Raw genomic sequence first — 23137 nt, 5'->3', positions numbered from 1 at the left:
GGACTCAGGCCCGACTCCACGGGTCGACGACCTCGATGCCGCTGTGGGCGAAGTGCCGGACGTTGCGCGTCACGACCGCGGCCCCGTGCGCCCTGGCCACGGCGGCGATCATCGCGTCGAGGTCACCGGCCGGTCGCCCGGCGCGCTCCTGACGGCTCCGCACCACGGCGTACTCGACGGCAGCGGGCTCTCCGAACGGCAGCACCCGGTCGCGGAACCTCTCCGAGAGGATCGCCAGCACCACCGCGTGGAGCGCCTCTCGCCGGCGTCCGGAAGGTAGCCGGGCCACGCCGAAGAGCAGCTCGCCCACCACCACGGACGTCGTCCACACGTCGTCGTGCGACCTCAGCCACCGCAGGACGGCGGGATCGGGCGCCCGACGCGTCAGCTCCGAGAGAACGTTCGTGTCGAGGAGGTAGGTCACCCCTCGAGCTCCACGGCCGGCCGGGACGGCGCCTCGGGACGCTCCGGAAGCCAGTCGTCATCCCACGCCGGATCCGCCCAGACCTCGTGGAGGGCAGAGCGCGCGCGGTCGATCCAGTCGCCGCCGGCCGGCGCGTCGCGAGGCGGGCCGTCCTCCGGCGCCTCTCCCCAGCGGACGTCGAGCGCAGGTGCCGTCACCGCGCCCGCGAGGATCGCGCGCACCTCGGCCTCCATCGAGCGATGGTGCCTGCGCGCACGCTCCTTGATCTGCCGGTGCAGCTCGTCGTCGAGCCCTCGCACGGTGATCGTCATCGACATCACTACCTCCCTGACAGCAGAATGCTAGCACCCTGCCGGAAGGCGACTCAGTCCGGGTCGCTCGGGTCCAGCGGCTCGGCGGGGTCCAGGTTGACGGTGCCGCGGCGCCAGTAGCCGGAGATCGCGAGCTGGTCCGGGCGCGCTCCCGTCTCGTGGCGCAGGTAGCGGCGCACGGGCACCAGCTCGCCGGCCTCGCCGAGCGCGACGAGGAGCTCGCCGTCGTCCAGGCCGCCCAGGGACCGCACGGCCTCCTCGACCTGGCCGGGGCCGTCGGTGCGGTAGAGGATCTCGACGTCGGCGTGCCCCAGCTCGGACTCCACGAACGCCTCGTCGACGTCGTCGCCGATCTCCACGATCGCCGTCACGCGGACGTCCGGCCCGACGGCGTCCACCCAGCGCGCCGCGGCGGGCAGCCCGGTCTCGTCGACGACGACGGTCAGCCGCTCGATGCCCTCCGGCACGCCGACGCTCACGCTCGGCCCCACGAGCACCACCTCGTCGCCGACGGCGGCACGCGACGCCCAGGCCGACGCCGGCCCGCCCCCGCCGTGCAGCACCCAGTCGACGTCCACCTCGGCCGCGCCGTCCACGGTCCGCTGCGCGCGCACCGTGAGCTCGCGCGAGATCGAGACGACGCCTGCCGGCCGCTGGATGCCGCCGTCCGGCGCGACGGTCGGCGCGTGCAGCTCACCGGTGGCCGGGTCGGGCAGGAAGACCTTGACGTGGTCCTCCGGGCCGGGCGCCCGCAGCGCGGCGAGGGACGACGGCGCGCCCGGGTCCGCGCCGTCCGGGTCCCGGAACGTGGTGCGCACCATCGAGCCGGTGAGCTGCCGGACGGCGTGCACGCGGACGCGACGCGGGATCAGGTCGAGCGAGGTTCGAGGTCGCGAGAGCACGCATCGATCTCATCACGGATACGCATCCTGGTGAAGGCGGCGCTGGTGCGCGGCGCTCGCGTCCGGGAGGATGGCCTCATGACCGATCCGTACCAGCCGCCGCAGCCGTACTCGACCCCCGACTCCTCGGGCGACCCCGGGAAGTCGCACAGCGGCGCTCCGCAGGCCGACCCGACGCCGCCCGCGTACGGGCAGGGGTACGGGCAGCAGCCCGGCTACGGGCAGACCCCGTACGGCCAGCCCGGCTACGCGCCGGTCTACGCGCCGGACCCGCCCGGCAAGACCATGGGGATCATCGGGTTCGTGCTGGCGTTTGTCCTCGCCCCCGCCGGGATCGTGGTCTCGGCCATGGCCCTGTCGGAGTCGAAGAAGGTCGGCTACGACAACGCGCTGGGCAAGTGGGGCCTGTGGCTGTCGATCATCTTCACGTCGCTCGGCGTGCTGGCGGTCATCGCGTACATCGGGTTCTTCGTGTTCTTCTTCGGCGCGATGGGCGTGGCGTCGAGCAGCTACTACTGATCGCTCAGGCGAAGAACACCCGCAGGTCGGCGACGACGTCGCCGGGCACCTCCATCGCGGCGAAGTGCCCGCCGCGCGGGAACTCGGACCAGTGCTCGATGCGTGAGTTGTCGCGCTCGGCGAGGCTGCGGATCGTCCGGAAGTCGTCCGCGAACACCGCGACGCCGAGACGACCGGCGGCGACGACGGGCTCCGCGCCGCTGCGCTGCTCCGCGTAGTGGTACCGCGCGGCGGTCGCGTAGGTGTTCGTGAGCCAGTAGAGCGTGGCCTGGGCGAGCACCTGCTCCGGGCGCACCAGCGACGTGCCGTTGCCGAAGCTCTCGAAGAGCTCGGAGTACGCCAGCGTCGCGACGGGCGAGTCCGGGAGGTCGCGCGGACCGGCTGGGCGGTGCACGCCCGCATCGTCGTGGACGCCGGCGCCGAGCAGGTGCTCGCGCGGATCAACCCCGCCGTGGGGACCGTGGAGCCGCTGCCCGACGGACGGTCGGTGCTGGTGACGGGCGGCGACAGCGTCGAGACGGTCGCCGTGTGGATCGGCATGCTCGGCTACGACTTCCACGTCACGGAGCCGCCGGGCCTGGTCGAGCACCTGTGCGTGCTGGCCGGGCGCTACTCCCGGGCCACCAGCCAGACGGCCACCGCGCAGAGCAGCGCCCCGGGGAGGGCGAGCAGCCCCGGCACCTGACCGAGCTGCAGCCCGGCCCACAGCGCCGTGACCGGCGGCGTGAGGTACAGCAGGGCGCTCACGGTCTGCGGTCCGCGCCGCCGCAGCACCAGGAAGTAGCACCCGTACCCGCCGACCGTCGACAGCACCACGACCCACCCCACCGCCACCCAGAACTGCGGGGCGGCGGGCGGTGCCATCCGGCCGGTCAGGACGGCCAGCGCGACGAGGGCCGCACCCGCCGCGATCGTGTGGACCGACAGGTCGCCGAGCAGGTCGCCGTCGCCGGGTGCCCGCCGCTCCAGGACCGTGCCCACCGACAGCGACAGCATCCCGCCGAGCGGCAGCAGGTACACCCACCACGGCGCCGACCCCTGACCGAGATCCCCGAGCACGACCAGCAGGACACCGGCCAGGCCGAGCACCAGGCCGAACCGCTGGCCCGCCGTCGTCCGCTCGCCCCATGCCGCGCGCGCCAGCGCCGCGACGACCAGGGGCTGCAGCGCGGCGACGAGCGCCGCGGTCCCGGCGGGCACGCCCAGCGCGACGCCGCCGACGATCCCCCCGAGGTATCCGGCCTGGGTCAGCAGGCCGACGACGACGGCGTGGCGTGCGCGCCCGGTCGTCACGCGCCCCCACCGCGCGCGTCGCCCGCGGAGCACGGCGACGAGCACGAGGACCAGCGCGCACGCGACGAGGTACCGCCAGGCGAGCAGGGTCACGGGTGAGGCGTCCCTCGTGCCCAGCTCGGCGCCGACGAACCCGGAGCTCCAGAACACGATCAGCCCGATCGCCGCGATGGTGTCTCGTCCCATGGTGGCGAGGTAACCATACCGGTCTGTATACTCGCAGTACCCTCTTCTGCCCCGCCGAGGAGCGCCGCATGACGACCTCGACCGACACCCCCACCCCCGTCTTCGCCGAGCCCGAGCTCACGCCCGCCGGCCACAGCCTGCTCGACGCCGCCAGCACGCTCTTCTACACGCGCGGGATCCGCGCCGTCGGCGTCGACCTCGTCGCCCTCGAGGCCGGCACCACGAAGAAGACCCTCTACGACCGCTTCGGCTCCAAGGACCGCCTCGTCGCGCAGTACCTCACCCGCCGCGGCGCCCGCTGGCAGCACCGGGTCCTCGAGCTCGTCGCCGAGCGGACCGACGCCCGGTCCCGGCTGCTCGCCGTCTTCGACGCGCTCGAGGAGTGGCACGCCGGGCAGGACCGCGGCTGCGCCTTCGTCAACGCCTACGCAGAGGTGGGCGCCGACGACCAGGCGACCCGCGACGTCATCCGCCGCGAGAAGGACTGGATGCGACAGCTCTTCGTCTCCCTCGCCGCCGGAGCCCACCCCACCACGCGCCACGCGACCGGCGCCGCAGTCCACCTGCTCTACGAGGGGGCGCTCGTGATCGCCACCGCCGGAGGCCGCCCCGACGCGCTCGCCGAGGCGCGCGCCACGGTGGAGGCACTCCTGGCAGCATCCGCGCCCACCATCCAATGAGCTTGCGAGGGCTGCCAGAATGAGGGGTCGTGAGCACTGAGCCGTCCCCCGCCCCGCAGTCCGCCGACGACGGCGGCTTGCGCGGCGACCGCCGGGACCGCCGCGACGGCGGGACGCAGGCCGAGCAGCAGCGGGGGCAGCACGCCGCCAAGGGCGACGGCCGACGGCGGCGCGGCCGGGGGGCACGGAAGTCCGGCCCCACGGGTGGTCGCCAGAACGGCCGCGGGCCGGCTCGGGTGAGCCGCGACCAGCTCGAACGGGCAGCCGCGGCGCGTGCCGCCGTCGTCGTGCCCGAGATCACGTATCCCGAGCAGCTGCCCGTCTCCGCGCGGCGCGAGGACATCGCCGCTGCGATCGAGACCCACCAGGTCGTGGTGGTCGCGGGAGAGACCGGCTCCGGCAAGACGACGCAGCTGCCCAAGATCCTGCTCGAGCTCGGACGCGGCCGGAAGGGTCAGATCGGGCACACGCAGCCGCGGCGCATCGCCGCGCGGTCCGTCGCCGAGCGCGTCGCGGAGGAGCTGGGCACCGAGCTCGGCGGCGTCGTCGGCTACCAGGTGCGGTTCACCGACACCTCCAGCGCGGAGACGCTGGTCAAGGTGATGACGGACGGCATCCTGCTCGCGCAGATCCAGCGTGACCCGGAGCTGCTCGCCTACGACACGATCATCATCGACGAGGCGCACGAGCGGTCGCTCAACATCGACTTCCTGCTCGGCTACCTGTCCCGGCTGCTGCCGCGCCGCCCCGACCTCAAGCTGATCATCACCTCCGCGACGATCGACTCGGAGCGGTTCGCGGCGCACTTCTCGCCTGCTTCCCTGGCGCGTGGCGGCGGGGCGCCCGACGCCGTCGTCGGCGTCCTGCCGGACCACGCCCCCGTCGTCGAGGTCACCGGGCGGACCTACCCCGTCGAGATCCGGTACCGGCCGCTCTCCCCGGACACCGACCCGGACGCGCCCGCGAAGAAGAAGGGCGAGGAGAAGGACCTCGTCACCGGCATCGTCGAGGCCTGCGACGAGCTGATGCGCGAGGGTCCCGGCGACATCCTCGTGTTCCTCTCCGGCGAGCGCGAGATCCACGACGCCGCCGACGCCCTCGAAGGCCACCTCAAGGAACGCGTCCGCGACCCCAAGCACCCGCAGCACGTCGAGATCCTGCCGCTGTACTCTCGCCTGTCCGCCGCCGAGCAGCACCGCGTGTTCCAGCAGCACTCGTCGCGGCGGATCGTGCTGTCCACCAACGTCGCCGAGACGTCCCTGACCGTGCCCGGCATCCACTACGTCGTCGACCCCGGCACCGCCCGTATCTCGCGCTACTCCAAGGCGACCAAGGTGCAGCGCCTGCCGATCGAGCCCATCTCGCAGGCCTCCGCGAACCAGCGCTCCGGGCGCTCCGGGCGCGTGGCCGACGGCGTCGCGATCCGCCTCTACGCGCAGGCCGACTTCGAGAGCCGGCCCGAGTTCACCGAGCCCGAGATCCTGCGGACCTCGCTCGCGTCGGTGCTGCTGCAGATGATCTCCGTCGGCGTCGTCACCACGCCCGACGACGTCGCGAGGTTCCCGTTCGTCGAGCCTCCGGACACGCGGGCCGTGCGCGACGGCGTCCAGCTGCTCACCGAGCTCGGCGCGCTCGCGGTGGAGGAGGGCGCGACGCGTCTGACCGACGTCGGCCGCACCCTGGCGCAGCTCCCCATGGACCCGCGTCTGGCCCGCATGATCATCGAGGGCGCCAAGCACGGCGTCGCCCGCGAGGTCGCGATCATCGCCGCGGCGCTGTCCATCCAGGACCCGCGCGAACGCCCCACGGAGTCCCGCGCGCAGGCCGACCAGCTGCACGCCCGGTTCACCGACCCGACGTCGGACTTCCTCACGTACCTGAACCTGTGGGAGTACCTGCGCACCCAGCAGCACGCCATGGGGTCCTCGGCGTTCCGGCGCATGTGCCGGGCCGAGTACATCAACTTCCTGCGGGTGCGGGAGTGGCAGGACGTCGTCGCGCAGCTGCGGCAGATGTCCGGGCCGCTCGGCATCGACCTGTCCAGGCCCGCGCGCCAGGCACAGCCCGCCGACCCCGACAACCCGGACGACTGGCGGCACGCCTGGGACGGGGACACGATCCACCGCTCGCTGCTCGCCGGACTGCTCTCCCAGATCGGCATGCAGGAGACCAGCGAGGTCAAGGCGTCCTCCGTGGCGCACCTGCGCGGCGAGGCCCGCGCCCGGGCGCTGCGGCAGGCCGCCAAGCGCGCCCGCAACGAGTACCTCGGGGCGCGCGGCGCGCGGTTCGCGATCTTCCCCGGCTCGCCGCTGAGCAAGAAGCCGCCGGCCTGGATCATGGCCGGCGAGCTCGTCGAGACCTCCCGGTTGTGGGCGCGCGACGTCGCCCGCATCCAGCCCGAGTGGGCCGAGGACCTCGCCGGCGACCTCGCCCGGCGCACCTACTCCGACCCGCACTGGTCCACCAAGCAGGGCGCGGCGATGGCGACGGAGAAGGTGCTGCTGTACGGCGTACCCATCGTCGCGGACCGCAAGGTGCTCTACGCCAAGGTCGACCCGGAGGCCGCGCGCGAGATGTTCGTCCGGCACGCCCTCGTCGAGGGCGCGTGGACCACCCACCACCGGTTCTTCGCCGAGAACCGGCGCCTGCTCGCCGAGGCCGAGGAGCTCGAGGCCCGCTCCCGCCAGCGCGGGCTCGTCGCGAGCGAGGACGACCTGTTCGCGTTCTACGACGAGCGCGTCCCGGCGTCCGTGGTCAGCGCCCGCCACTTCGACTCCTGGTGGAAGAAAGCCCGGCACGACGACCCCGACCTGCTGACCTTCACGCTCGACCAGCTCGTCGACGCCGCCGCCGTGGACACCACCGAGTTCCCCGAGACGTGGACGCAGGGCGACGTCACGCTGCCGCTGACCTACCAGTTCCAGCCCGGCAGCGCCGCCGACGGCGTCACCGTCCACGTCCCGCTGTCCATCCTCAACCGCGTGGTCCCCGACGGGTTCGACTGGATGGTCCCCGGCCTGCTCGACGAGCTCTGCGTCGCCACCATCCGCTCGCTGCCCAAGGCCGTGCGGCGCGAGCTGGTGCCCGCGCCCGACGTCGGGGCCGCCGTCGCGCACTGGCTGCGGGAGAACACGCCCGAGTGGTCGGACATGACGCGGGCGGGTGACATGGCGTCGCCGTTCCACGTCGAGTTCTCGCGCGCCGTGCGCGAGCTGCGCGACGTCGTGATCCCCGACGACGTGTGGGACGCCGAGCGCGTCGAGCGTCTGCCCGCGCACCTGCGGATGACGTTCCGCGTCGAGGACGCCTCGGGCGCGTCCGGTTCGGGCTCCGACGATGCCCGACGGCGGAAGCCCGGCAAGGGCCGTGGAAAGCGGTCCGGCCGGGCTGCGACGTCCCACGAGCCGGTGCCGCTCGACGAGTCGAAGGACCTGCTGTCGCTGCAGAAGCGGCTGGCGCCGCAGGCCGAGGCGGCGGTGCGGGCGGCTGTCAAGGGGGCTGTGGGGGTCGCACTTCAGGAGGCGGCGCGGGCTGCTTCTGGGTCTGGGCCGTCGGACCCGGAGGTTGGTGTGCCGCCTCGCTCACGGGCCCCCTGGGGCCCTCCGCTACGGCTTGACGGCGGCACACCAACCTCCCCGGGTCCGACGGCGATGGGTCCGCCGCCGCTGGTCGGCCCGGATCCGGCGGTCGCGCCGCCACCAGACAGGCAGTGGTGGCGGAGGAGACGGAGCTGTTGACCTGGCCTGGTGGTTTGGCTGGTGGGGGGTTGCCTCGGGTGGTGTCGACCGACGTGGGGGGCGGCGTCGTCGTGCGGGGGTATCCCGCGCTGGTCGAGGAGCGCGACCGCAAGGGTGCTCCCTCGGTGGCGCTGCGGGTGCTGGCCGACGCGGCGGCGCAGGACGCCGCGCACGAACGTGGCGTGCGGCGGCTGCTGCTCACCGAGACCGGGCTGGCGACGGCGCGCGTGACCTCGCGGTGGTCGTCGAAGCAGTCGCTGACGCTCGCGGCGGCACCGTACCGGAACACGGAGGCGCTGGTTGCCGACCTGCAGCTCGCCGCCGTCACGGCCCTGACCAGCCCCGACGACGACAAGGCGCCGGGCACGCCATCAGGTGGGCCGATTGCTGTACAGGTTCGCGATGCCGATTCGTACGAGGATGCGGTGGCGTTCGTGCGGCAGCACCTGGAGGACGAGGTGCACCGGATCGTCGGCCATGTGGTGGCTGCGCTCAGCGCGTGGCGCACCGTCGAGGGCGAGGTGCGGGCGTCGTCGTCCCTCGCCCTGCTCAACACGCTGCAGGACATCCGGGACCACGTGGCCGGACTGATCCACTCCGGGTTCGTGTCCGCGACACCAGCACGGCGGGTGCCGCACCTCGTGCGCTACCTGCGGGCGGCGTCGTACCGCCTGGAGAAGGCGCAGTCGAACCCGCACCGCGACGCCGAGCTCGCGTGGAAGGTGCACGACGTCACCGAGGCGTACGAGCGAGCGCGGGCCGCGTACGCCGCCGGCGCGGCCGACCCGGCGCGGGAGGCCGATCTCGCCGAGGTGCGCTGGCTGCTCGAGGAGCTGCGCGTCTCGCTGTTCGCGCAGCAGCTCGGCACCGACGGCGCCGTCTCGGAGAAGCGGATCCGCAAGATCCTGAACCCTGGCGGGTGGTGAGCACCCTCAGTCGAGGTCGATTTCCTCATGCTGCGGACCGTCGACGGGCCGGTGGGAAGGTCTCCGTCGCGAGGTGGCCTTCGGTCCCGGCCCATAGGTCACCGCCGTGCCGCGGGTGGCCTTCGAGGTCCGGACGAGGAAGCCGCGTTCGACGAGATCGCGCAACAAGCGCGAAGTCGTGGGGACATCGAGATCGAGCATGAGGCGAACCATGCGGGAGTTGATCGTCCCTGCCTCCTTGACGAGGGCGATCACCTTGCGATCTAGCTGGTCAGCTGTCCGGCGACGGTAGGTGACCGCCGATCCGAGGGCCGCTACCGGCTCCTCGCGGAGCTTCTGCAGCAGCGGTGTCACGCTGCGGGCGTCGATGATCCGCTGCGTCAGCAGCGTGAGGAGAACCATGAGCGTGTCAGCGTCCTCGGCCTCGTCGGCGGGGAGGGTGGCAACGAACCTGGTGAAGCTGGCGTTCGGAGCGCCGCCCCTCAGGGTGACAGTCACCGACTCGGGGTCGGCTTGGTACGCCGGTGGTTGGTGACCGATGCGAGTCATCTCCGCGTACATTCTGTCGACCCCTGTTCCCGCAGTCTCCGCGAAGTCGAGCCCTCGGACCGCCTGTGCAAGGCCCCCGTTCCTCGTCCGTGACGAGGTGGTGAGCACGTTGTCCGTCCGGACTCCGGTGACGAATCCGCCCGGCGAGGTCACCGCGAGTCGCGTGGGCGAGTGCTCGACGGTCACCCGATCAGTACGCCGGTAGTCGCGATGCATGACGGCGTTGACGATCGCCTCCCGGACAGCGCCGTCGGGAAGATCACCGACTTGGAGCTGCTGCCCCGACCCAACGCTCACGGAGGTCCGGTCGATGCGCGCCTCAGTCAGATCGAACACCCTCTGCAATACGGTCACGAGCGGACCCGTGAGCTGCTCGTTCGCGGCGAGCGCACCTGTCGGCGTACGACGAAAGATGTAGGCCACGAGCACGGGCAGCTGGTCCATACCCCCGGAAGAGCAACGCTCCAGCGTTCGTCAGGTTGTTCCGCTCGGTGACGACGCCGAGTGCTCGGAGCAGCTCGACAGTCGCGGATCTTGCCCTCTCACGGCGTCGCGGATCGACCGAACGCTCCAACCTCGAGCGGGCGATCGCCACGGCGACCTCGTCGACCTCGTCGACCGGCACCCCAGAATCGTGGGACGACCAGTCGTCCCCCTGGCGTTCGGCAACGAGCGAGGCGATCCGTTGCGTCGACATGGGCATGCACGAGGTTCCGACGCGCTCGGTGGGCATCTTCGACGTGACCTTGTGGACAGTGACGCCACGCGGCACGTTCATGACCAGGACGTCTCCGCCGCGATGCACGAAGGACTCCACCTCGACGAGGACCGACGGGTCCGTCAGCTCGTAGACGCGGTTTCTCGTCGCGTCCACATCGAGAGAATGGCCGACGAACGCGTCCGGACCAGCGATCCTGTCGGCGACGCCGACCACGACAGTCCCACCGCCCGCGTTGGCGAAGCAGGCCACGGCATCGGCAAGGTCTTCCAGCGTGTCCTGGACGGATCGGCGCTTCTGCGTCTTGAAGTCGAGCGTCTGCGACTCTGCACCGTCCGCCGTGCCACCGGAGTAGATCGAGTCCAACACGGCCAAGAGCTCGACGCGATCCATCGTTTCTCCAGTCTTTTGCGTTGCCCTGTCATGCCAGGGGAACGCAAAACTTGCCACAAAGGTGGCCCCTTGCGGGCGGGTGGCGAGCACCTCAGCCGTCGCTCGGTACTGGCAGCTCCAGCTCGCGGCGGCACCACGGCGGCGTCACGGACGACCCGGTCGCCCAACGGCGCATCCAGCTCGACGACGAACGGCGTCGGCGGGTTCGACGGGCAGTTGTGACCTCCCGGGTGCCGGGCCGGAGCCGACTTGCACGCGCAGGTGCCGCCGTCGGCCGCTCCTCAGCCGGTGAGTGCAGCGGGCCCGGGGTGCCGTGATGAGATCCTCGGGGTGCCCCTCGCCCGACCTTCGGAGGTATCTCGATGCTCGACTCGCTCGGCGACCTGCTCTGGCTCACGCCGACCGAGGCGCTCGCCGTCGTCCTCGCGACCACCGGGATGTACCTCGCGATGGTGCTGCTGGTACGGGTCCTGGGGCCGCGGATGCTCGGGGCGATGTCGAGCTACGACCTCGTGGCGATCATCGCGTTCGGCGCCGTCCTGGGTCGCGCTGCTCTGGGCGAGGTCGCTGTGCTGGGTGGCGGGCTGGTGGCGCTGCTGACGCTCGTCGGGCTCCAGGCCGTCTCCGGGGCACTGCGGGCGGTGCCGTTCGGCGCCCGGGCGGTCTCCTCCGAACCGGTGCTGCTCCTGGCCGACGGTCGCGTGCTGGAGAAGCAGCTGCGTCGCGCCCACGTCTCACCCGCGGAGCTGGCGTCCCGGCTCCGCCTCGCGGGCGTGGCGCGCTACGACGACGTCGCCGTCGCCCTGCTGGAGCCCACCGGCGCGATCAGCGTGCTGCGTCGTGGTGCGCCGATCGACCCGGAGCTGCTCAGCGGGGTGATCGGTGCCCATCTCGTCCCGGAGGGTCTGCTGGGCCAGCGGTCGGTCGTCGGCGAGGCCCGCCCCGACCACTGACACGTCCAGACCGGCAGTTCGGCCCGCGTCAGGGTGACCCGGGGTCGAATCCGGGGGTCACCGGATACCGAGGTACCGCCGTCGTGCCTAGCGTGGAAGCATGAGCAATCCTCAGACGATCCAGCAGCCCCGCAAGCTCTACCGGCCGGGCAACGGCCGCGTGTTCGGCGGCGTGTGCGCCGGCATCGCCGACTACTTCGGCTGGAGCCGCGGCCTCGTCCGGCTCCTGACGGCGCTGTCCATCCTCATCCCCGGCCCGCAGGTCCTGGCGTACATCGTGTTCTGGATCCTCATGCCGGACGAGCGCAAGGTCTACGGGGCCTGACCACCACTACCTCGGCGGCCGAGGTAGTGCCTCGGCGATGGGCGGTACTACCTCGCGCGGAGCGCTACTGGCTCGCGAGCGGAGGGAGCCGGGCCGTCCGCTGGAGGAACCCGGCGTGCCGCCCCATGCTGGACGGATGGAGATCACCGCCGAGACCGGCGACCTGACCCGCGCCGAGAGCGACGCGATCGTCGACGCGGCGAACTCGAGCCTGCTCGGCGGGGGCGGCGTCGACGGCGCGATCCACGCGGCCGCCGGTCCCGAGCTCCTGGAGGCGTGCCGCGAGCTGCGGCGCACGGTCCTGCCGGACGGCCTGCCGGTCGGCGACGCCGTCGCGACGCCCGGGTTCGACCTCCCGGCCCGCTGGGTGATCCACACCGTGGGCCCGAACCGGCACGCGGGCGAGACCGATCCCGCGCTGCTCGCCTCGTGCTTCACCCGCTCGCTCGACGTCGCCGCCGAGGTCGGCGCCCGCAGCGTCGCCTTCCCTGCCGTGAGCGCCGGCGTCTACGGCTGGGCGGCCGACGACGTCGCGCGGGTCGCGGTCGAGGCGGTCCGCGCGTGGGGCGCACCGGGAGACGCACCGGTGCGCTCGGTGCGCTTCGTGCTCTTCCACCAGTCCCTCCTCGACGCTTTCGAGGCGGCCCTGGGCTGACCGGGCGGCCACCGGACCTCCGCCGGATCTTCGCCGGTTCGGACGATTCAGCCATGGCGCCGATTCGTTGCCCGTGAAAACATGCGCAGCATCGCGCAGGGGGCCTGACGAGACAAATGGGGAGCACACGTGCGACGAGCAGTCATCACCGGGATCGGGGCGGTCACGCCCCTCGGCCTGACAGCGACCGAGACCTGGACCAGCCTGCGCGGCGGCGCGAACGGCGTGACGACGCTCAAGGAACCCTGGGCCGACGATCTTCCCGTGCACGTCGCGGCCCGTGTGGACGACGTCTTCGCCGACGCGCTGCAGGTGCGCGAGGTCCGGCGCACCGATCGCGTCGCACAGCTCACCCTGGTCGCCGGCCGGGCCGCGTGGGCCGACGCCGGCAGCCCGGACGTGGAGCCGGAGCGGCTGGGCGTCGCGGTCGGCACCGCCAACGGCGGCTACGGCACCACGCTGGCCCAGCACACGCTCCTCGACGAGCGCGGTCATCGGGGCGTGTCACCGCACGCCGTGACGATGGTGATGGCGAACAGCCCGGCGGCGTGGCTGTCCATCGACCTCGGCGCCAAGGCCGGCGCCCGTGCTCCCGTGACGGCCTGCGCGGCCGGCTCCGAGGCGATCGGGATGGGCCGCCAGGCGATCCTCGCCGACGAGGCGGACGTGTACGTCTGCGGGGGCGTGGAGGCGAGCGTCCTCGACCTGGTGATCTCGGCGTTCTCCCGGGCCCGGGCCATGTCATCGCGCACGGACTGCCCGGAGACCGCCTCGCGTCCGTTCGACGTGACCCGCGACGGGTTCGTCATGGGTGAGGGCAGCGCGATGGTCGTCCTGGAGGAGGAGTCGCACGCCCGGGCCCGCGGCGCCACGATCCTCGGCGCGGTGGAGGGCTTCTCGCTCACCTCGGACGCGCACGACATCGTCGGCGGCGAGCCCGTGAACCAGGCCCGCACGATCGACCTCGCGCTGCGCTCGGCGCGGGTGACGCCGTCCGACGTCGGGCTGGTGCACGCCCATGCGACGTCCACGCCGTCGGGCGACCTCAACGAGGCGCGGGCGCTGCGCTCCGTCGGGGTCACGGCGCCGGTGACGGCCACCAAGGGTGCGACCGGCCACCTGCTCGGCGGCTCCGGACCGCTCGGGGTGCTGGCCGCGCTCGGAGCGATGCGGGACGGGGTCGTGCCGCCCACGCTGCACACCTCCACGCTGGACCCGGAGGCGGACCTGGACCTCGTCACCGAGGCGCGGCCGACGACGGCGGAGGTCGCCCTGATCGACGCGTTCGGCTTCGGGGGTCACTCGGCCGCACTGGTGCTGACCCGCTCCTGACCACCACCCACCCACACGCCCACACGCCGAGCGTCCGGGTTCGGTACGGTTCAGCGTCTCGAACCGTACCGAACCCGGACGTTCGGCACCGAGAGAGGTTAGTCGGTCAGCTGCCAGGGGCCCCACGGCGAGTCGCCGGGGGTCTGGTTGCGGGTCCACCACTGGGCCTCGTAGGTGGCGCCGTCGTGCTCCACGACGTCACCGGCCACGAAGATCCGCGACGGCGTCCAGACGGCCGTCCCGTCCGAGGTCTCGGCGATCTCCTGCCACGACCCCCACGGCGACGACCCCGGCTCGGCATCACGCGTCCACCACGTCGCCTCGAAGACCGCACCCTCGTGCATCACCCGGTCACCCGCGGTGTACACCGTCGAGGCGTCCCACACCGGGTGCTCCGGTGCGCAGTCCTCGATCTCGACGACCAGCTGGGCGCGACCCTTGAAGATCGCCTCCCAGTCGCCCGTGATCTCCAGCTCGGTGCCGTCGGCCGGCCAGGCGCGCACCACGTAGGTACCCGCGTCGACCTCGCCGGCCGGCACGTAGCCGCCCGCCGCGCCGTCGACCCACTCCTTGAGCACGTACCGCTGCACGCCCTCGACCGGGACTCCCTCGATCGAACCCGACGAGCCTGCCTCGCAGTCCGGCTGCGTGACCGACACCTCCGGCGTCGCGGTCGCAGGACCGGTCTCCGCCGGCGTCAGCGTCCAGAACCGGTCGGCGGTCTCCTCGTCGGTCGCCGTGGTCGTGCCGCCCGAACCCTGCCCGACGGTGACCGTGGCGTCGAGACCGTTGCCCGAGGAGTCGACCACGGTCGAGCCGCCGTCCGGCTCGTCGAACGCGTAGCTGACCACGTCACCGTCAGCCGGCTGCCCCTCGGCCAGCTCGGCGATCTCGGCGGCGGACAGCGCACGGCTGTAGATCGCGACGTCGTCCAGTGCGCCGTCGAACGCCGGGTCAGAGCCGTACTGCGACCTCCCGAGCCAGTTGCGTCCGTTCGCCGCCCCCAGGTCGGCGGGCGAGATCGTGATTTCGTCGTTGGTGACGACCGCCTCGCCGTCGACGTACAGCGTGCCGGTGGTGCCGGACACGGTGACCGCCACCTGCGTCCACTCGTCGAGGGGAAGGTTCTGCCCCGGGTAGTCGAGGCGCTGCTCTCCCCCGGCACCGCCCGTGGTGATGACGAAGCGCGGCCCGCTGCCGGCGTTGAGGGTGAGGAACATGCTCGAGCCCGAGCCCGAGCCGATGTCGAACACCCGGGCCCAGGTCGGCAACGCGGACGGGTTCACCCACGTGGAGATCGACCAGTCACCGTCGAGTCCGTCGACGACGCCGTCCGGCATCGTGACGTAGGAGTCGGTTCCGCACAGGTCGAGCGCCGTCGCGAACTGACCCGGCTGCCGCGGCCCGTCGGGCGTGCAGTTCGACGTCGGGGCCCCGTCGGTCCACTGGACCACGGCTGCACCCGGCTCGGTGCTCATCTGGTCGACGCCGACGGTCAGGCCGGTCGCATAGTTGGCGAGCCGGACGTTGCCCTGGCCGTCGGGGACGAGCTGCCACAGCTGGTTCTCGCTCCCGTCCTCCTCCTGGAGGACGGTGGGTGCGCCGTTGCCGGTCGCCCCCGGCTGCGCGCCGAGGAGCAGTCCGCTGGCGGTGTCGGCGACGGTGTAGAGGCCCGAGCCGGCGGCACGGATCTCCCACGTGCTGCCCTCGCCGGCTGCGGACTGGACGGCAGCGCCGTCATCCGCGCCGAGGGGCAGGCCGGAGTGGACGTTGTCGAGGGTGTACGTCCCCGCCAGGTTCTCGGTCTCCCCGGCCTCGGACACGACGACGTGGTAGCCGTAGTTCGGATTCATCACGACCGGGACGGTGATGGATCCGTCCTCGCCGACGGAATAGGTCGTGTCCGAGATGGTGATCGGTCCTGCGGTGGGCGTGGTCCTGCCGTAGGACGGCGTGACCTCCAGCCTCACGTTCACGTCGTCGCCGAGAGCGAGCTGGTCCAGTCCGTTGACCTCGATCGAGGTCGGGCCGCTGTTGCCGCCCGCGATGACCCGCACCTCGTCCTTCGCGTCGTTCACCGACGCAGCCCCGTCCAGCGGGCTCTCGTTCGACGGCGGCGTCGTGGTGACCATGTTCCCGGTCATGTCGGCGTACCAGGTGTACAGCCAGTAGGCGCCGTTGGGTGCGCCACCGCGCTCGACCAGCAGGTCGCCCAGCGTCCCGGACTGGTTCCAGAAGGCGAGCTCGGCGCGGTCGATGCCGAACCGCTCGAACTTGGAGATGTACCCGACAAGTGGTCCGGGCAAGCCCACCTCCTGCGGGGAGGCGTACTCCGCGATGTCGATCGGCAGATCGGGCAGGCTCAGCTCGTCAAGCATGGCACGCACGGACTCCACGTCACCCTTGGTCTTCGACGACCGGATCAGCTCGTGCCACTCGAGCACGTCGGGGACGGTATCCGTCTCCTTCGCGAACTCGAGGAACTGGCGCATGTCGGAGATGTTGTCCGAGAAGCTCGGGCCCTGGATCGGGACGTCCGGTCCCAGCTCCTCGCGCAGTACGTCGTAGCTGAACTCCCACAGCTCCTCGAAGGTACCGTTCTCCTCCAGCCAGGTGTGGTCCGACTCGTTCCACGGGGCGTAGGCCACGATGTTGGTCGCACCCGACGCCTCGACGTCTGCCACGACATCCCGGATGACGTCCTCCCAGGCCTTGCGGTCCTCGGTGTTCTCCCAGCTGAACTGGTATGGCCAGCCGGGGTAGTAGTCCACGATCCGCACAACGATCCCGGCGTCGTGCCGCGCGGCGGTCTGCCACACGTCGAGGGTGTCGCCCGTCGGCTGCTGGCGACCACCCGGCGGCATCTGGACGAACGTGTTCGGCTTGATCGGGGCGATGAGGTCGTCGGACGGCACGCCCTCGTCGGCGATGCCGTACAGGGACCCCGTCGCCACGTGGGACACCTCACGGAACGGCTGGTCGGCCTCGACGACCAGCGTGGACTCCGGGCCCGGCTCGGCCGCCGCCGTCGTCGTGCTCACTGCGGCGCCCACGGTGCCCAGGGCCACGACGCTCACAGCCGTCATCGCCGTCATAGCGATCCGGCGGCGTCGAGCCTCCGGCACCGGTGATCTTCTCTTCAGAGACATCTTCGTACTCCTCGTTCATGGCGGAAGGCACCGCGTCGTGCCTTCCGCGGACGTCAACGTGCGAGTCTCGCGGATCTCGCCCCGGGGCCGCCCGGGGCGTCGTGCTCCCTCCCTTCGTCGACCTCACGCTGTCGAACCGGTTCGCTTCGGGTCGTCGCTCCTTCCTCAGGTGTTGCTGCTGGTCCGTCCGACGAGATGCGTCAGCGCGCCGTCGCGCAGGAACACCGGTACGACGTCGAGCGGCGCGTCGACGACGACGGTCGCGCCGCCGTCGTGCACCTCACCGGTCGCGGCGTCGGTCCACGACGCCCCGGCGGGCAGGTAGACCTCCCGCTCCCGGGCACCGGCCTCCAGCACCGGCGCCACCAGGACGTCGGGCCCGAGCAGGAACTGGTCGTCGACGTCCCAGGCGGCGGCATCGTCGGGGAACTCGTGGAACAGGCCGCGCATGGCGGGCTGACCGTCGAGGTGCGCGGCGCGCATCACCTCGCGCACGTAGGGGCGGAGCGTCTCGCGCAGGTGCACGTAGCGTTCCAGGACGCCGTACACCTCGTCGCCGAAGCTCCACAGCTCGTTCGGTCCGCCCGAGCGGAGCCGTCGCGACCCGTCGGCCGCGGTGACCTCCTCGTACGGCAGCCGGTCGCCGTGCAGCCGCATCACCGGGCAGAGCGCGCCGAACTGGAACCAGCGCACCATCAGCTCCCGGAAGCCGGGGTCGCTCACGTCCCCGGCGTGGAACCCACCGATGTCCGTGGTGAACCACGGGATCCCGGCGACCCCCATGTGGATGCCCGCGGTGACCTGGCGCGTCAGGTCCTGCCAGGTCGAGGAGATGTCTCCCGACCACACGAGCGCCCCGTACCGCTGGCTGCCGGCCCACGCGCACCGCAGCAGGTTCACCACGTCGGTCTCGCCGTCGGCGGCCTGCCCCTCGAAGAACGCCCGCGCGAAGGCCTGCGGGTACAGGTTGCCCACCCGCTGGTAGGGGCCGAGGTGCGTGCGGTAGGCGTCGTAGTCGTAGACGCCGAGCTCGGGTTCGGCCTCGTCCAACCAGAACGTGCGGATGCCGTGCTCGCCGTAGTTGCGCCGGCAGGTCTCCCACAGCCACTCGCGGGCCTGGGGGTTCAGCACGTCGAGGAACACGCTCGGCCCCTCGAAGGACATCTGGACGTCGAGCCCGCGATCGGCGCGCACCAGCAGGTTGTGCTGCCGCAGGTACGCGAAGTTCTCCGAGGACAGCGCCACCTGCGGCCACACGGACACCATGAGCTCGACGCCGAGCTCGTCCAGCTCAGCCACCATCGCGGCCGGGTCCGGCCAGAACTCCTCTTCGAAGCGGTAGTCGCCCATGTGCGGCCAGTGGAAGAAGTCCGCGACGATCACGTCCAGCGGCAGGCCCCGACGGCGGTGCTCGCGCGCCACCTCGAGCAGCTGCTCCTGGTTCCAGTAGCGCAGCTTGCACTGCCAGAACCCCAGGCCGCGCTCCGGCATCATCGGGGCGTGGCCGGTGGCGTCGGCATAGTTCCGCGAGATCGCGGCCGGGGTCGCCCCCGCCGTCACCCAGTAGTCGAGCTGTCGCGTGGACTCCGCGTGCCACTCGGTGCGGTTGCGCGCGAACGTCGCCCGCCCGATCGCCGGGTCGTGCCACAGGAACCCGTAGCCCGCGCTGGACACCACGAACGGCACGGACGCCTGCGAGTTGCGGTGCGCCAGCTCGAACGTGGATCCCTTGAGGTCCAGGACGTGCTGCTGGTACTGCCCCATGCCGGCCAGGTGCTCGTCCGGGTCCGCCTCGAACGCCGCGGTCAGCGTGTGCCCGTCGTCGCCGAGCCGCGGCCGGAAGGACCGGGCCCGCAGGTCCAGGGAGCCGCCCCGGTCCAGCTCGCGGAACAGCAGCCGCCCGTCGGCGTCGTAGAACGCGAGGTCGCACCGGAAGACGTCGTAGCCCACCGGTTCGTGGAACCACGACGACGTCGTGAGCTCGACCCGCACCGCACCGTTGACGAGCGTCGCGCCGTCCGTCCGCACCTCGGTCCGCACCTCGGCGTGCGCGGCCGGGTCCGGGGGCAGCAGCGCCCAGTCGGTGTCCTCGACGTCGCCCATGACGGTGGCGCGCACGCGGACCGAGTCACGGCCCCAGGGCTCGACGACGAGGACCTCGCCGCCGCCGCGCCAGACGAGGCGGGTGCCGTCGGCGTGGACGTGCGGAGCGGGGTGCTGGGTCACGGTCACCGTGCCCCTCCTTCCGGGACGAAGACGCGCATGGTCGACGGGCCGCGTTCGGCCCACCGGTGGTACGGCACGAGCGGGACGTCGAACGTGTCCGGCGTGCCGCCGTCGGGCAGGGGCAGGAGCGGGCCGGAGGTGAACGGCGGCGTCCCCGTGCCGCCGTCGGGCAGCGGGCCGGTGCGCGCCCGCACGAGCGCGCCGTCCGCGTGCGCACGCGGCGCGGCCGCGACGTCGAGGCGGACGCTCTCCAGCGAGACCCCGTCCGGGAGGTCGACGGACTCCAGGCACAGCACGAGCGGTCCGCGCTCGACGGCGACCGTGCCGCGGGCGGCGTCCACCCGCGGGTCCGGCCAGGTCAGCCGCGGCCCGACGGGCAGCTCGAGGACGACGACGTCGCCCGCCGCGAGCGCCCCGGGCACCTCCACCCAGCCGGGGGCCGGGCGGGACGCGGTGCCGGACGCCGCGGTGAGCGACGCGCCGTCGGCCCAGTGCGGCACCCGCAGGCGCAGGGACACGGGCTCCGAGGGGAGGTCGACGACCTCGATGCGCACCGTCCCGGTCGTGGGGTAGCCGGTGTCGACGCGCAGCGCGAGCGCGCCGTCACCCACCGCCACCCGGACGTCGCCCGCGGCGTACTGGGCGAGCGTGACGACCGCCGCGCCGTCGGTACCCGGTCCGGTCTCGGCCGGGCCACCGACGTCGTCGACGAACGCCGCGTAGGTGTGCCAGGAGGCGAGGGTGCGCGCCACGTTGGTGGGGCAGCACGACACGTCGAACCAGGGCGCACGGGCACCGCCCTCGGCGCGCGGGTTCACGGCGTCCGGCTGCATGGGGGCGCCCTCCTCGCGCTGCTGCAGCGGGTTGGCGTAGAAGAACGCGCGGCCGTCGGTCCGTGGCGAGGTGGCGACCACGTTGAAGAACGTGCGCTCGATGAGGTCGGCGTACCGGACGTCGTCGGAGGCGAGCAGGAGGCGCCACGACACCATGACGGACGCGATGCCGGCGCACGTCTCGCAGTAGGCACGGTCCGGCGGCAGCTCGAAGTCGTCGCCGAAACCCTCGTCCTGGTGGCGCGACCCCATCCCCCCGGTGAGGTACGTGCGGCGCTCTACCGTGCGCGTCCACTGCCGCTCGACGGCGGCGCGCAGGGCGTCGTCACCGGTGTCGACGGCGACGTCCACCGCCCCGGCCGCGAGGTACAGCGCACGCACCGCGTGGCCGCGCCACACGTCGGCCTCGCGCACCGGGACGTCGTCCTGGAAGTACGCGGGGCTGAGCAGCGCGATCGGGGCGAGGGTGCCGCGCCCGCGGCGCTCGACGAACAGGCGGGCCTGCTCCGTGTACCGCGGCTCGTCCAGCGCGCGGCCCAGCTCGGCGAGCCCGAGCTCGATCTCCGGGTGCCCGCAGATCCCCTGGCGGCCGTCGAGCCCGAACTCCCGGCAGACCTGGTCGGCCGCACGGCGTGCGACGTCGACCAGGAGGTCCTGGCCGTGGGTGCGCACCCGGGCGACGGCCGCCTGCAGCAGGTGACCGGTGCAGTACAGCTCGTGCCCGGTCGACAGGTCGGACCAGCGCGCCGGCTGGTTCCCGTGCCCGTAGCAGGTGTTGAGGTAGCCGTCGTCGTCCTGCGCCGCGGCCACGCGCGCCACGACCTTCGTCCACAGGGCCTCGGCGGCGGGGTCGGCGGTGCGGCCCAGCTCCCACGCCGCCGCCTCGAGGAGCTTGTAGACCTCGGAGTCGGAGAACTGCCAGCCGGGGCGCGGGACACCCGGCGTCCCGGCTGTTCCGTCGGTGACTCGGTCGAAGTTGGCGAGCCAGCCGAGCCGTTCCATCCAGTCGAGGCAGTGCTGCAGCGTGGCGCGGGCGTTCGTCTCCTGGAGCTCTCCCCAGAATCCGCCGTCCAGCGCCAGCTCGCCGATGCCGAGGCCGCGGCGGCTCCCGCCGGGCGCCACCGGACGGGCGCGCACGCCGCTGCTGATGAGGGTGTCTGTCACGTCGATGTCCTTCAGTCCTTGACGGCACCGGCGGTCACACCGGCCGCCACGTAGCGCTGGGCGACGACGAGCAGGATCGACGCCGGGATCGAGGCGACGACGGCGGTCGCCATGATCGCGTTCCACTGCGTGGTGTTGTTGCCGATGTAGTGGTAGATGCTGAGCGTGATCGGGATGAGATCACCGTTGCGGTTGAGCGTCGAGGCGAAGATGAAGTCCGACCAGGCCCACAGGAACGCGAACAGCGACACCGTGAGGATCGAGTTGCGGCTCATCGGCAGCACGATCGACACGAACGTGCGCCACGCGCCGGCGCCGTCCACGCGGGCCGCCTGGAGCAGCTCGCGCGGGATGCCGGACATGAACGCCGTGAAGAGCAGCACCCCGAACGGCACCGCGATGGTCGAGTCCGCCACGATCAGCCCCGGGACCGTGTTGAGCAGCCCGAGGTTGTTGTAGACGGCGTAGAAGCCCATCGCCATGACGACGGCGGGGATCATCTGGGCGACCAGCAGCAGGAAGTTCAGCGTGCGCCCGCCCCGCAGGTGCAGCAGCGCCAGCGCGTACCCGGCCGGGGCGGCGATCACCACGGTGAGCACGACCGAACCCAGACCGATGAGGAGGCTGGTGCCCAGCGCCGGCAGCTGCTGGGCGAACACCGCCTCGTAGCCCTCGAACGTGGGGTCCCACGGGAACCAGTGCGGCGGGTCGGCCCGCAGGTCACGCGTCTCCGTGAAGGAGACGTTCACCATCCAGTAGACCGGGAACAGCATCAACGCGGTGAAGAGGACGCCCAGGGCGGTCTTCCACCAGACCTTGCGCTCCGTCATGACGAGGCCTCCTGTCGGTGCTGGAGGCGCAGGTGCAGGAACCCGAACACCAGCGCGATGACGATGAGCAGGTTGCCGACGGCGGCGGCGGGCGAGAAGTCGGGCTGTCCCGTGCCGAAGGCCTCGCGGTAGGACCAGATGGCGAGCGTCGTGGACGCGTCACCCGGCCCACCGGTCGTCATCACCCAGATCACGTCGACGACCTTCAGGGTGTAGATCAGCCCCAGCAGGATCGTGATCGCCGAGACCGGCCGCAGCAGCGGGAACGTGATCGACCAGAACTGCCGCCAGGGGCCGGCGCCGTCGAGCGACGCGGCCTCGTAGACCTCCCCCGGAATGTTCTGCAGGCCCGAGTAGAGGATCACCAGGTTGAACGGGATGCCCAGCCAGATGTTCGCGATCGTCACCGACAGCAGCGCCGTGTCCGGGGAGGTGAGCCAGTTGATCTGCTCGCCGCCGAACGCGGTGATCACCGAGTTGACGATGCCGTTCTCGCTGTTGAGCATCCAGGCCCAGGTGGAGGCCGACACGATCAGCGGCAGCAGCCACGGCACGAGGAACATCGCCCGCAGGGTGCTGGAGAGCCGGAAGCTCGACCGGAAGAACACGGCCAGCGCCAGGCCGATCGTGAACTGGAAGGCGATCGACCCGAACGTGAACACGACGGTGTTCCACAGGGCCGTCGGGAACGTCGAGGAGCTGAAGACGTCGACGTAGTTCTGCAGCCCGACGAACTCGGCGTCGCCCTGCACGAACGCACGGATCGTGTAGTCGTGCACCGACAGGTCGATGTTGCGCCACAACGGGTAGGCGTAGAAGAGCACGAGGTACACCAGGAGCGGTGCGGCGAAGCCGACCGCCGCCCACTGGCTCGAGCTCAGCGTCCGTCGGCGACGGCCGCCGGGCGGCACGGCGGGCGTGGTGCCCGCCGCGCCGCGCGGCGCTCCGCGCGACCCGACGTCGGCCGGGGTGCTGGTCATGAGAGGTCCTTCTCGACGGTCGCGCTCGCATTGAGCGCGGTTTGCGTGGCTG

General features: G+C 72.1%; 21 protein-coding genes. 9 read left to right on the top strand and 12 right to left on the bottom strand.

What is annotated here, in order from left to right:
- Positions 1–4: 4 nt before the first annotated feature.
- Genes ACH5HR_RS06870 through ACH5HR_RS06860 form a run of 3 tightly spaced genes read right to left on the bottom strand, consistent with a single transcriptional unit; the run spans position 5 to position 1637 of the window.
- Complete coding sequence (locus ACH5HR_RS06870; RefSeq protein WP_402374696.1) at positions 5–424, bottom strand: type II toxin-antitoxin system VapC family toxin; 420 nt, start codon at positions 422–424, stop codon at positions 5–7.
- Positions 421–741, bottom strand: coding sequence for a FitA-like ribbon-helix-helix domain-containing protein (locus ACH5HR_RS06865; RefSeq protein ID WP_402374698.1), 321 nt, complete (start codon positions 739–741; stop codon positions 421–423). The genes ACH5HR_RS06870 and ACH5HR_RS06865 overlap by 4 nt, the downstream gene beginning before the upstream one ends.
- A gap of 47 nt (positions 742–788) precedes the next feature.
- Positions 789–1637, bottom strand: coding sequence for a siderophore-interacting protein (locus tag ACH5HR_RS06860; protein ID WP_416476980.1), 849 nt, complete (start codon positions 1635–1637; stop codon positions 789–791).
- Positions 1638–1715: 78 nt separating this feature from the next.
- Between ACH5HR_RS06860 and ACH5HR_RS06855 the strand changes: the two genes are divergently transcribed.
- Complete coding sequence (locus ACH5HR_RS06855; protein WP_402374702.1) at positions 1716–2156, top strand: DUF4190 domain-containing protein; 441 nt, start codon at positions 1716–1718, stop codon at positions 2154–2156.
- A 4-nt stretch (positions 2157–2160) separates the two neighbouring features.
- Here the strand turns inward: ACH5HR_RS06855 and ACH5HR_RS06850 are convergent, their stop codons facing one another.
- Entirely contained in the window at positions 2161–2550 is a 390-nt protein-coding gene (locus ACH5HR_RS06850; RefSeq protein ID WP_416476977.1) for a hypothetical protein, read from the bottom strand.
- Here ACH5HR_RS06850 and ACH5HR_RS06845 point away from each other — a divergent pair.
- Positions 2545–2841, top strand: coding sequence for a WCX domain-containing protein (locus tag ACH5HR_RS06845; RefSeq protein ID WP_416476975.1), 297 nt, complete (start codon positions 2545–2547; stop codon positions 2839–2841). The two genes, ACH5HR_RS06850 and ACH5HR_RS06845, sit on opposite strands and share 6 nt — an antisense overlap.
- Here the strand turns inward: ACH5HR_RS06845 and ACH5HR_RS06840 are convergent.
- On the bottom strand, positions 2766–3635 hold the full coding sequence (locus tag ACH5HR_RS06840; RefSeq protein ID WP_416476973.1) for a DMT family transporter: 870 nt from the start codon (positions 3633–3635) through the stop codon (positions 2766–2768). The two genes, ACH5HR_RS06845 and ACH5HR_RS06840, sit on opposite strands and share 76 nt — an antisense overlap.
- Positions 3636–3703: 68 nt before the next feature.
- Between ACH5HR_RS06840 and ACH5HR_RS06835 the strand changes: the two genes are divergently transcribed.
- The 3 genes from ACH5HR_RS06835 to ACH5HR_RS06825 all read left to right on the top strand — a co-directional run bounded on the left by ACH5HR_RS06835 (position 3704) and on the right by ACH5HR_RS06825 (position 8978).
- Positions 3704–4315, top strand: coding sequence for a TetR/AcrR family transcriptional regulator (locus tag ACH5HR_RS06835; RefSeq protein ID WP_402374710.1), 612 nt, complete (start codon positions 3704–3706; stop codon positions 4313–4315).
- A 236-nt stretch (positions 4316–4551) separates the two neighbouring features.
- On the top strand, positions 4552–8052 hold the full coding sequence (gene hrpA, locus ACH5HR_RS06830) for an ATP-dependent RNA helicase HrpA (RefSeq protein WP_518486615.1): 3501 nt from the start codon (positions 4552–4554) through the stop codon (positions 8050–8052).
- 41 nt (positions 8053–8093) lie between these two features.
- Complete coding sequence (locus ACH5HR_RS06825) at positions 8094–8978, top strand: DUF3418 domain-containing protein (RefSeq protein ID WP_416476969.1); 885 nt, start codon at positions 8094–8096, stop codon at positions 8976–8978.
- Between the two features lie 6 nt (positions 8979–8984).
- Here ACH5HR_RS06825 and ACH5HR_RS06820 read toward each other — a convergent pair whose 3' ends face one another.
- On the bottom strand, positions 8985–9962 hold the full coding sequence (locus tag ACH5HR_RS06820) for an ATP-binding protein (RefSeq protein WP_416477230.1): 978 nt from the start codon (positions 9960–9962) through the stop codon (positions 8985–8987).
- Positions 9847–10638, bottom strand: a complete 792-nt coding sequence (locus ACH5HR_RS06815; protein WP_416476967.1) for an ATP-binding protein — start codon at positions 10636–10638, stop codon at positions 9847–9849. Before ACH5HR_RS06815 ends, ACH5HR_RS06820 begins: the two co-directional genes overlap by 116 nt.
- Positions 10639–11000: 362 nt before the next feature.
- On the opposite strand from ACH5HR_RS06815, the gene ACH5HR_RS06810 reads away from it, so the two are divergent.
- The 4 genes from ACH5HR_RS06810 to ACH5HR_RS06795 all read left to right on the top strand — a co-directional run bounded on the left by ACH5HR_RS06810 (position 11001) and on the right by ACH5HR_RS06795 (position 13903).
- Positions 11001–11591 carry a DUF421 domain-containing protein gene (locus tag ACH5HR_RS06810; protein WP_416476965.1) on the top strand — a complete coding sequence of 197 codons (591 nt, stop codon included), beginning with the start codon at positions 11001–11003 and terminating at the stop codon, positions 11589–11591.
- Between the two features lie 100 nt (positions 11592–11691).
- Positions 11692–11916: a PspC domain-containing protein gene (locus ACH5HR_RS06805; protein ID WP_402374722.1), complete on the top strand. Its 225-nt coding sequence runs from the start codon at positions 11692–11694 to the stop codon at positions 11914–11916.
- 136 nt (positions 11917–12052) lie between these two features.
- Positions 12053–12571: an O-acetyl-ADP-ribose deacetylase gene (locus tag ACH5HR_RS06800; RefSeq protein WP_416476963.1), complete on the top strand. Its 519-nt coding sequence runs from the start codon at positions 12053–12055 to the stop codon at positions 12569–12571.
- Between the two features lie 129 nt (positions 12572–12700).
- The gene (locus ACH5HR_RS06795; protein ID WP_416476961.1) at positions 12701–13903 is read left to right on the top strand and encodes a beta-ketoacyl-[acyl-carrier-protein] synthase family protein; all 1203 of its coding nucleotides are present in this window, start codon (positions 12701–12703) and stop codon (positions 13901–13903) included.
- Positions 13904–14001: 98 nt separating this feature from the next.
- Here the strand turns inward: ACH5HR_RS06795 and ACH5HR_RS06790 are convergent, their stop codons facing one another.
- From ACH5HR_RS06790 to ACH5HR_RS06770, 5 genes are all read right to left on the bottom strand, one after another.
- Positions 14002–16980, bottom strand: coding sequence for a LamG-like jellyroll fold domain-containing protein (locus tag ACH5HR_RS06790; RefSeq protein WP_416476959.1), 2979 nt, complete (start codon positions 16978–16980; stop codon positions 14002–14004).
- Between the two features lie 237 nt (positions 16981–17217).
- The gene (locus ACH5HR_RS06785; protein ID WP_416476957.1) at positions 17218–19284 is read right to left on the bottom strand and encodes a glycoside hydrolase family 31 protein; all 2067 of its coding nucleotides are present in this window, start codon (positions 19282–19284) and stop codon (positions 17218–17220) included.
- Positions 19281–21275 (bottom strand): glycoside hydrolase family 127 protein, encoded by a 1995-nt coding sequence (locus ACH5HR_RS06780; protein ID WP_416476955.1) that lies wholly within the window; start codon positions 21273–21275, stop codon positions 19281–19283. Before ACH5HR_RS06780 ends, ACH5HR_RS06785 begins: the two co-directional genes overlap by 4 nt.
- 11 nt (positions 21276–21286) lie before the next feature.
- Complete coding sequence (locus ACH5HR_RS06775) at positions 21287–22105, bottom strand: carbohydrate ABC transporter permease (RefSeq protein WP_416476953.1); 819 nt, start codon at positions 22103–22105, stop codon at positions 21287–21289.
- The gene (locus ACH5HR_RS06770; RefSeq protein ID WP_416476951.1) at positions 22102–23085 is read right to left on the bottom strand and encodes a carbohydrate ABC transporter permease; all 984 of its coding nucleotides are present in this window, start codon (positions 23083–23085) and stop codon (positions 22102–22104) included. The genes ACH5HR_RS06775 and ACH5HR_RS06770 overlap by 4 nt, the downstream gene beginning before the upstream one ends.
- Positions 23086–23137: the final 52 nt, after the last annotated feature.

Source organism: Isoptericola maris (assembly GCF_048065335.1).
Taxonomy (GTDB): Bacteria; Actinomycetota; Actinomycetes; order Actinomycetales; family Cellulomonadaceae; genus Isoptericola; species Isoptericola rhizosphaerae.
The sequence above is the reverse complement of the archived record's forward strand: the minus strand, read 5'-3'. Positions and strand labels throughout refer to the sequence as shown.

What these genes read in the sequence shown, in the direction of transcription:
- ACH5HR_RS06865 (WP_402374698.1), bottom strand. Translation starts at nt 741, where the DNA reads ATGTCGATGACGATCACCGTGCGAGGGCTCGACGACGAGCTGCACCGG.
- ACH5HR_RS06855 (WP_402374702.1), top strand. Translation starts at nt 1,716, where the DNA reads ATGACCGATCCGTACCAGCCGCCGCAGCCGTACTCGACCCCCGACTCC.
- ACH5HR_RS06840 (WP_416476973.1), bottom strand. Translation starts at nt 3,635, where the DNA reads ATGGGACGAGACACCATCGCGGCGATCGGGCTGATCGTGTTCTGGAGC.
- ACH5HR_RS06835 (WP_402374710.1), top strand. Translation starts at nt 3,704, where the DNA reads ATGACGACCTCGACCGACACCCCCACCCCCGTCTTCGCCGAGCCCGAG.
- ACH5HR_RS06815 (WP_416476967.1), bottom strand. Translation starts at nt 10,638, where the DNA reads ATGGATCGCGTCGAGCTCTTGGCCGTGTTGGACTCGATCTACTCCGGT.
- ACH5HR_RS06810 (WP_416476965.1), top strand. Translation starts at nt 11,001, where the DNA reads ATGCTCGACTCGCTCGGCGACCTGCTCTGGCTCACGCCGACCGAGGCG.
- ACH5HR_RS06805 (WP_402374722.1), top strand. Translation starts at nt 11,692, where the DNA reads ATGAGCAATCCTCAGACGATCCAGCAGCCCCGCAAGCTCTACCGGCCG.
- ACH5HR_RS06800 (WP_416476963.1), top strand. Translation starts at nt 12,053, where the DNA reads ATGGAGATCACCGCCGAGACCGGCGACCTGACCCGCGCCGAGAGCGAC.
- ACH5HR_RS06775 (WP_416476953.1), bottom strand. Translation starts at nt 22,105, where the DNA reads ATGACGGAGCGCAAGGTCTGGTGGAAGACCGCCCTGGGCGTCCTCTTC.
- ACH5HR_RS06770 (WP_416476951.1), bottom strand. Translation starts at nt 23,085, where the DNA reads ATGACCAGCACCCCGGCCGACGTCGGGTCGCGCGGAGCGCCGCGCGGC.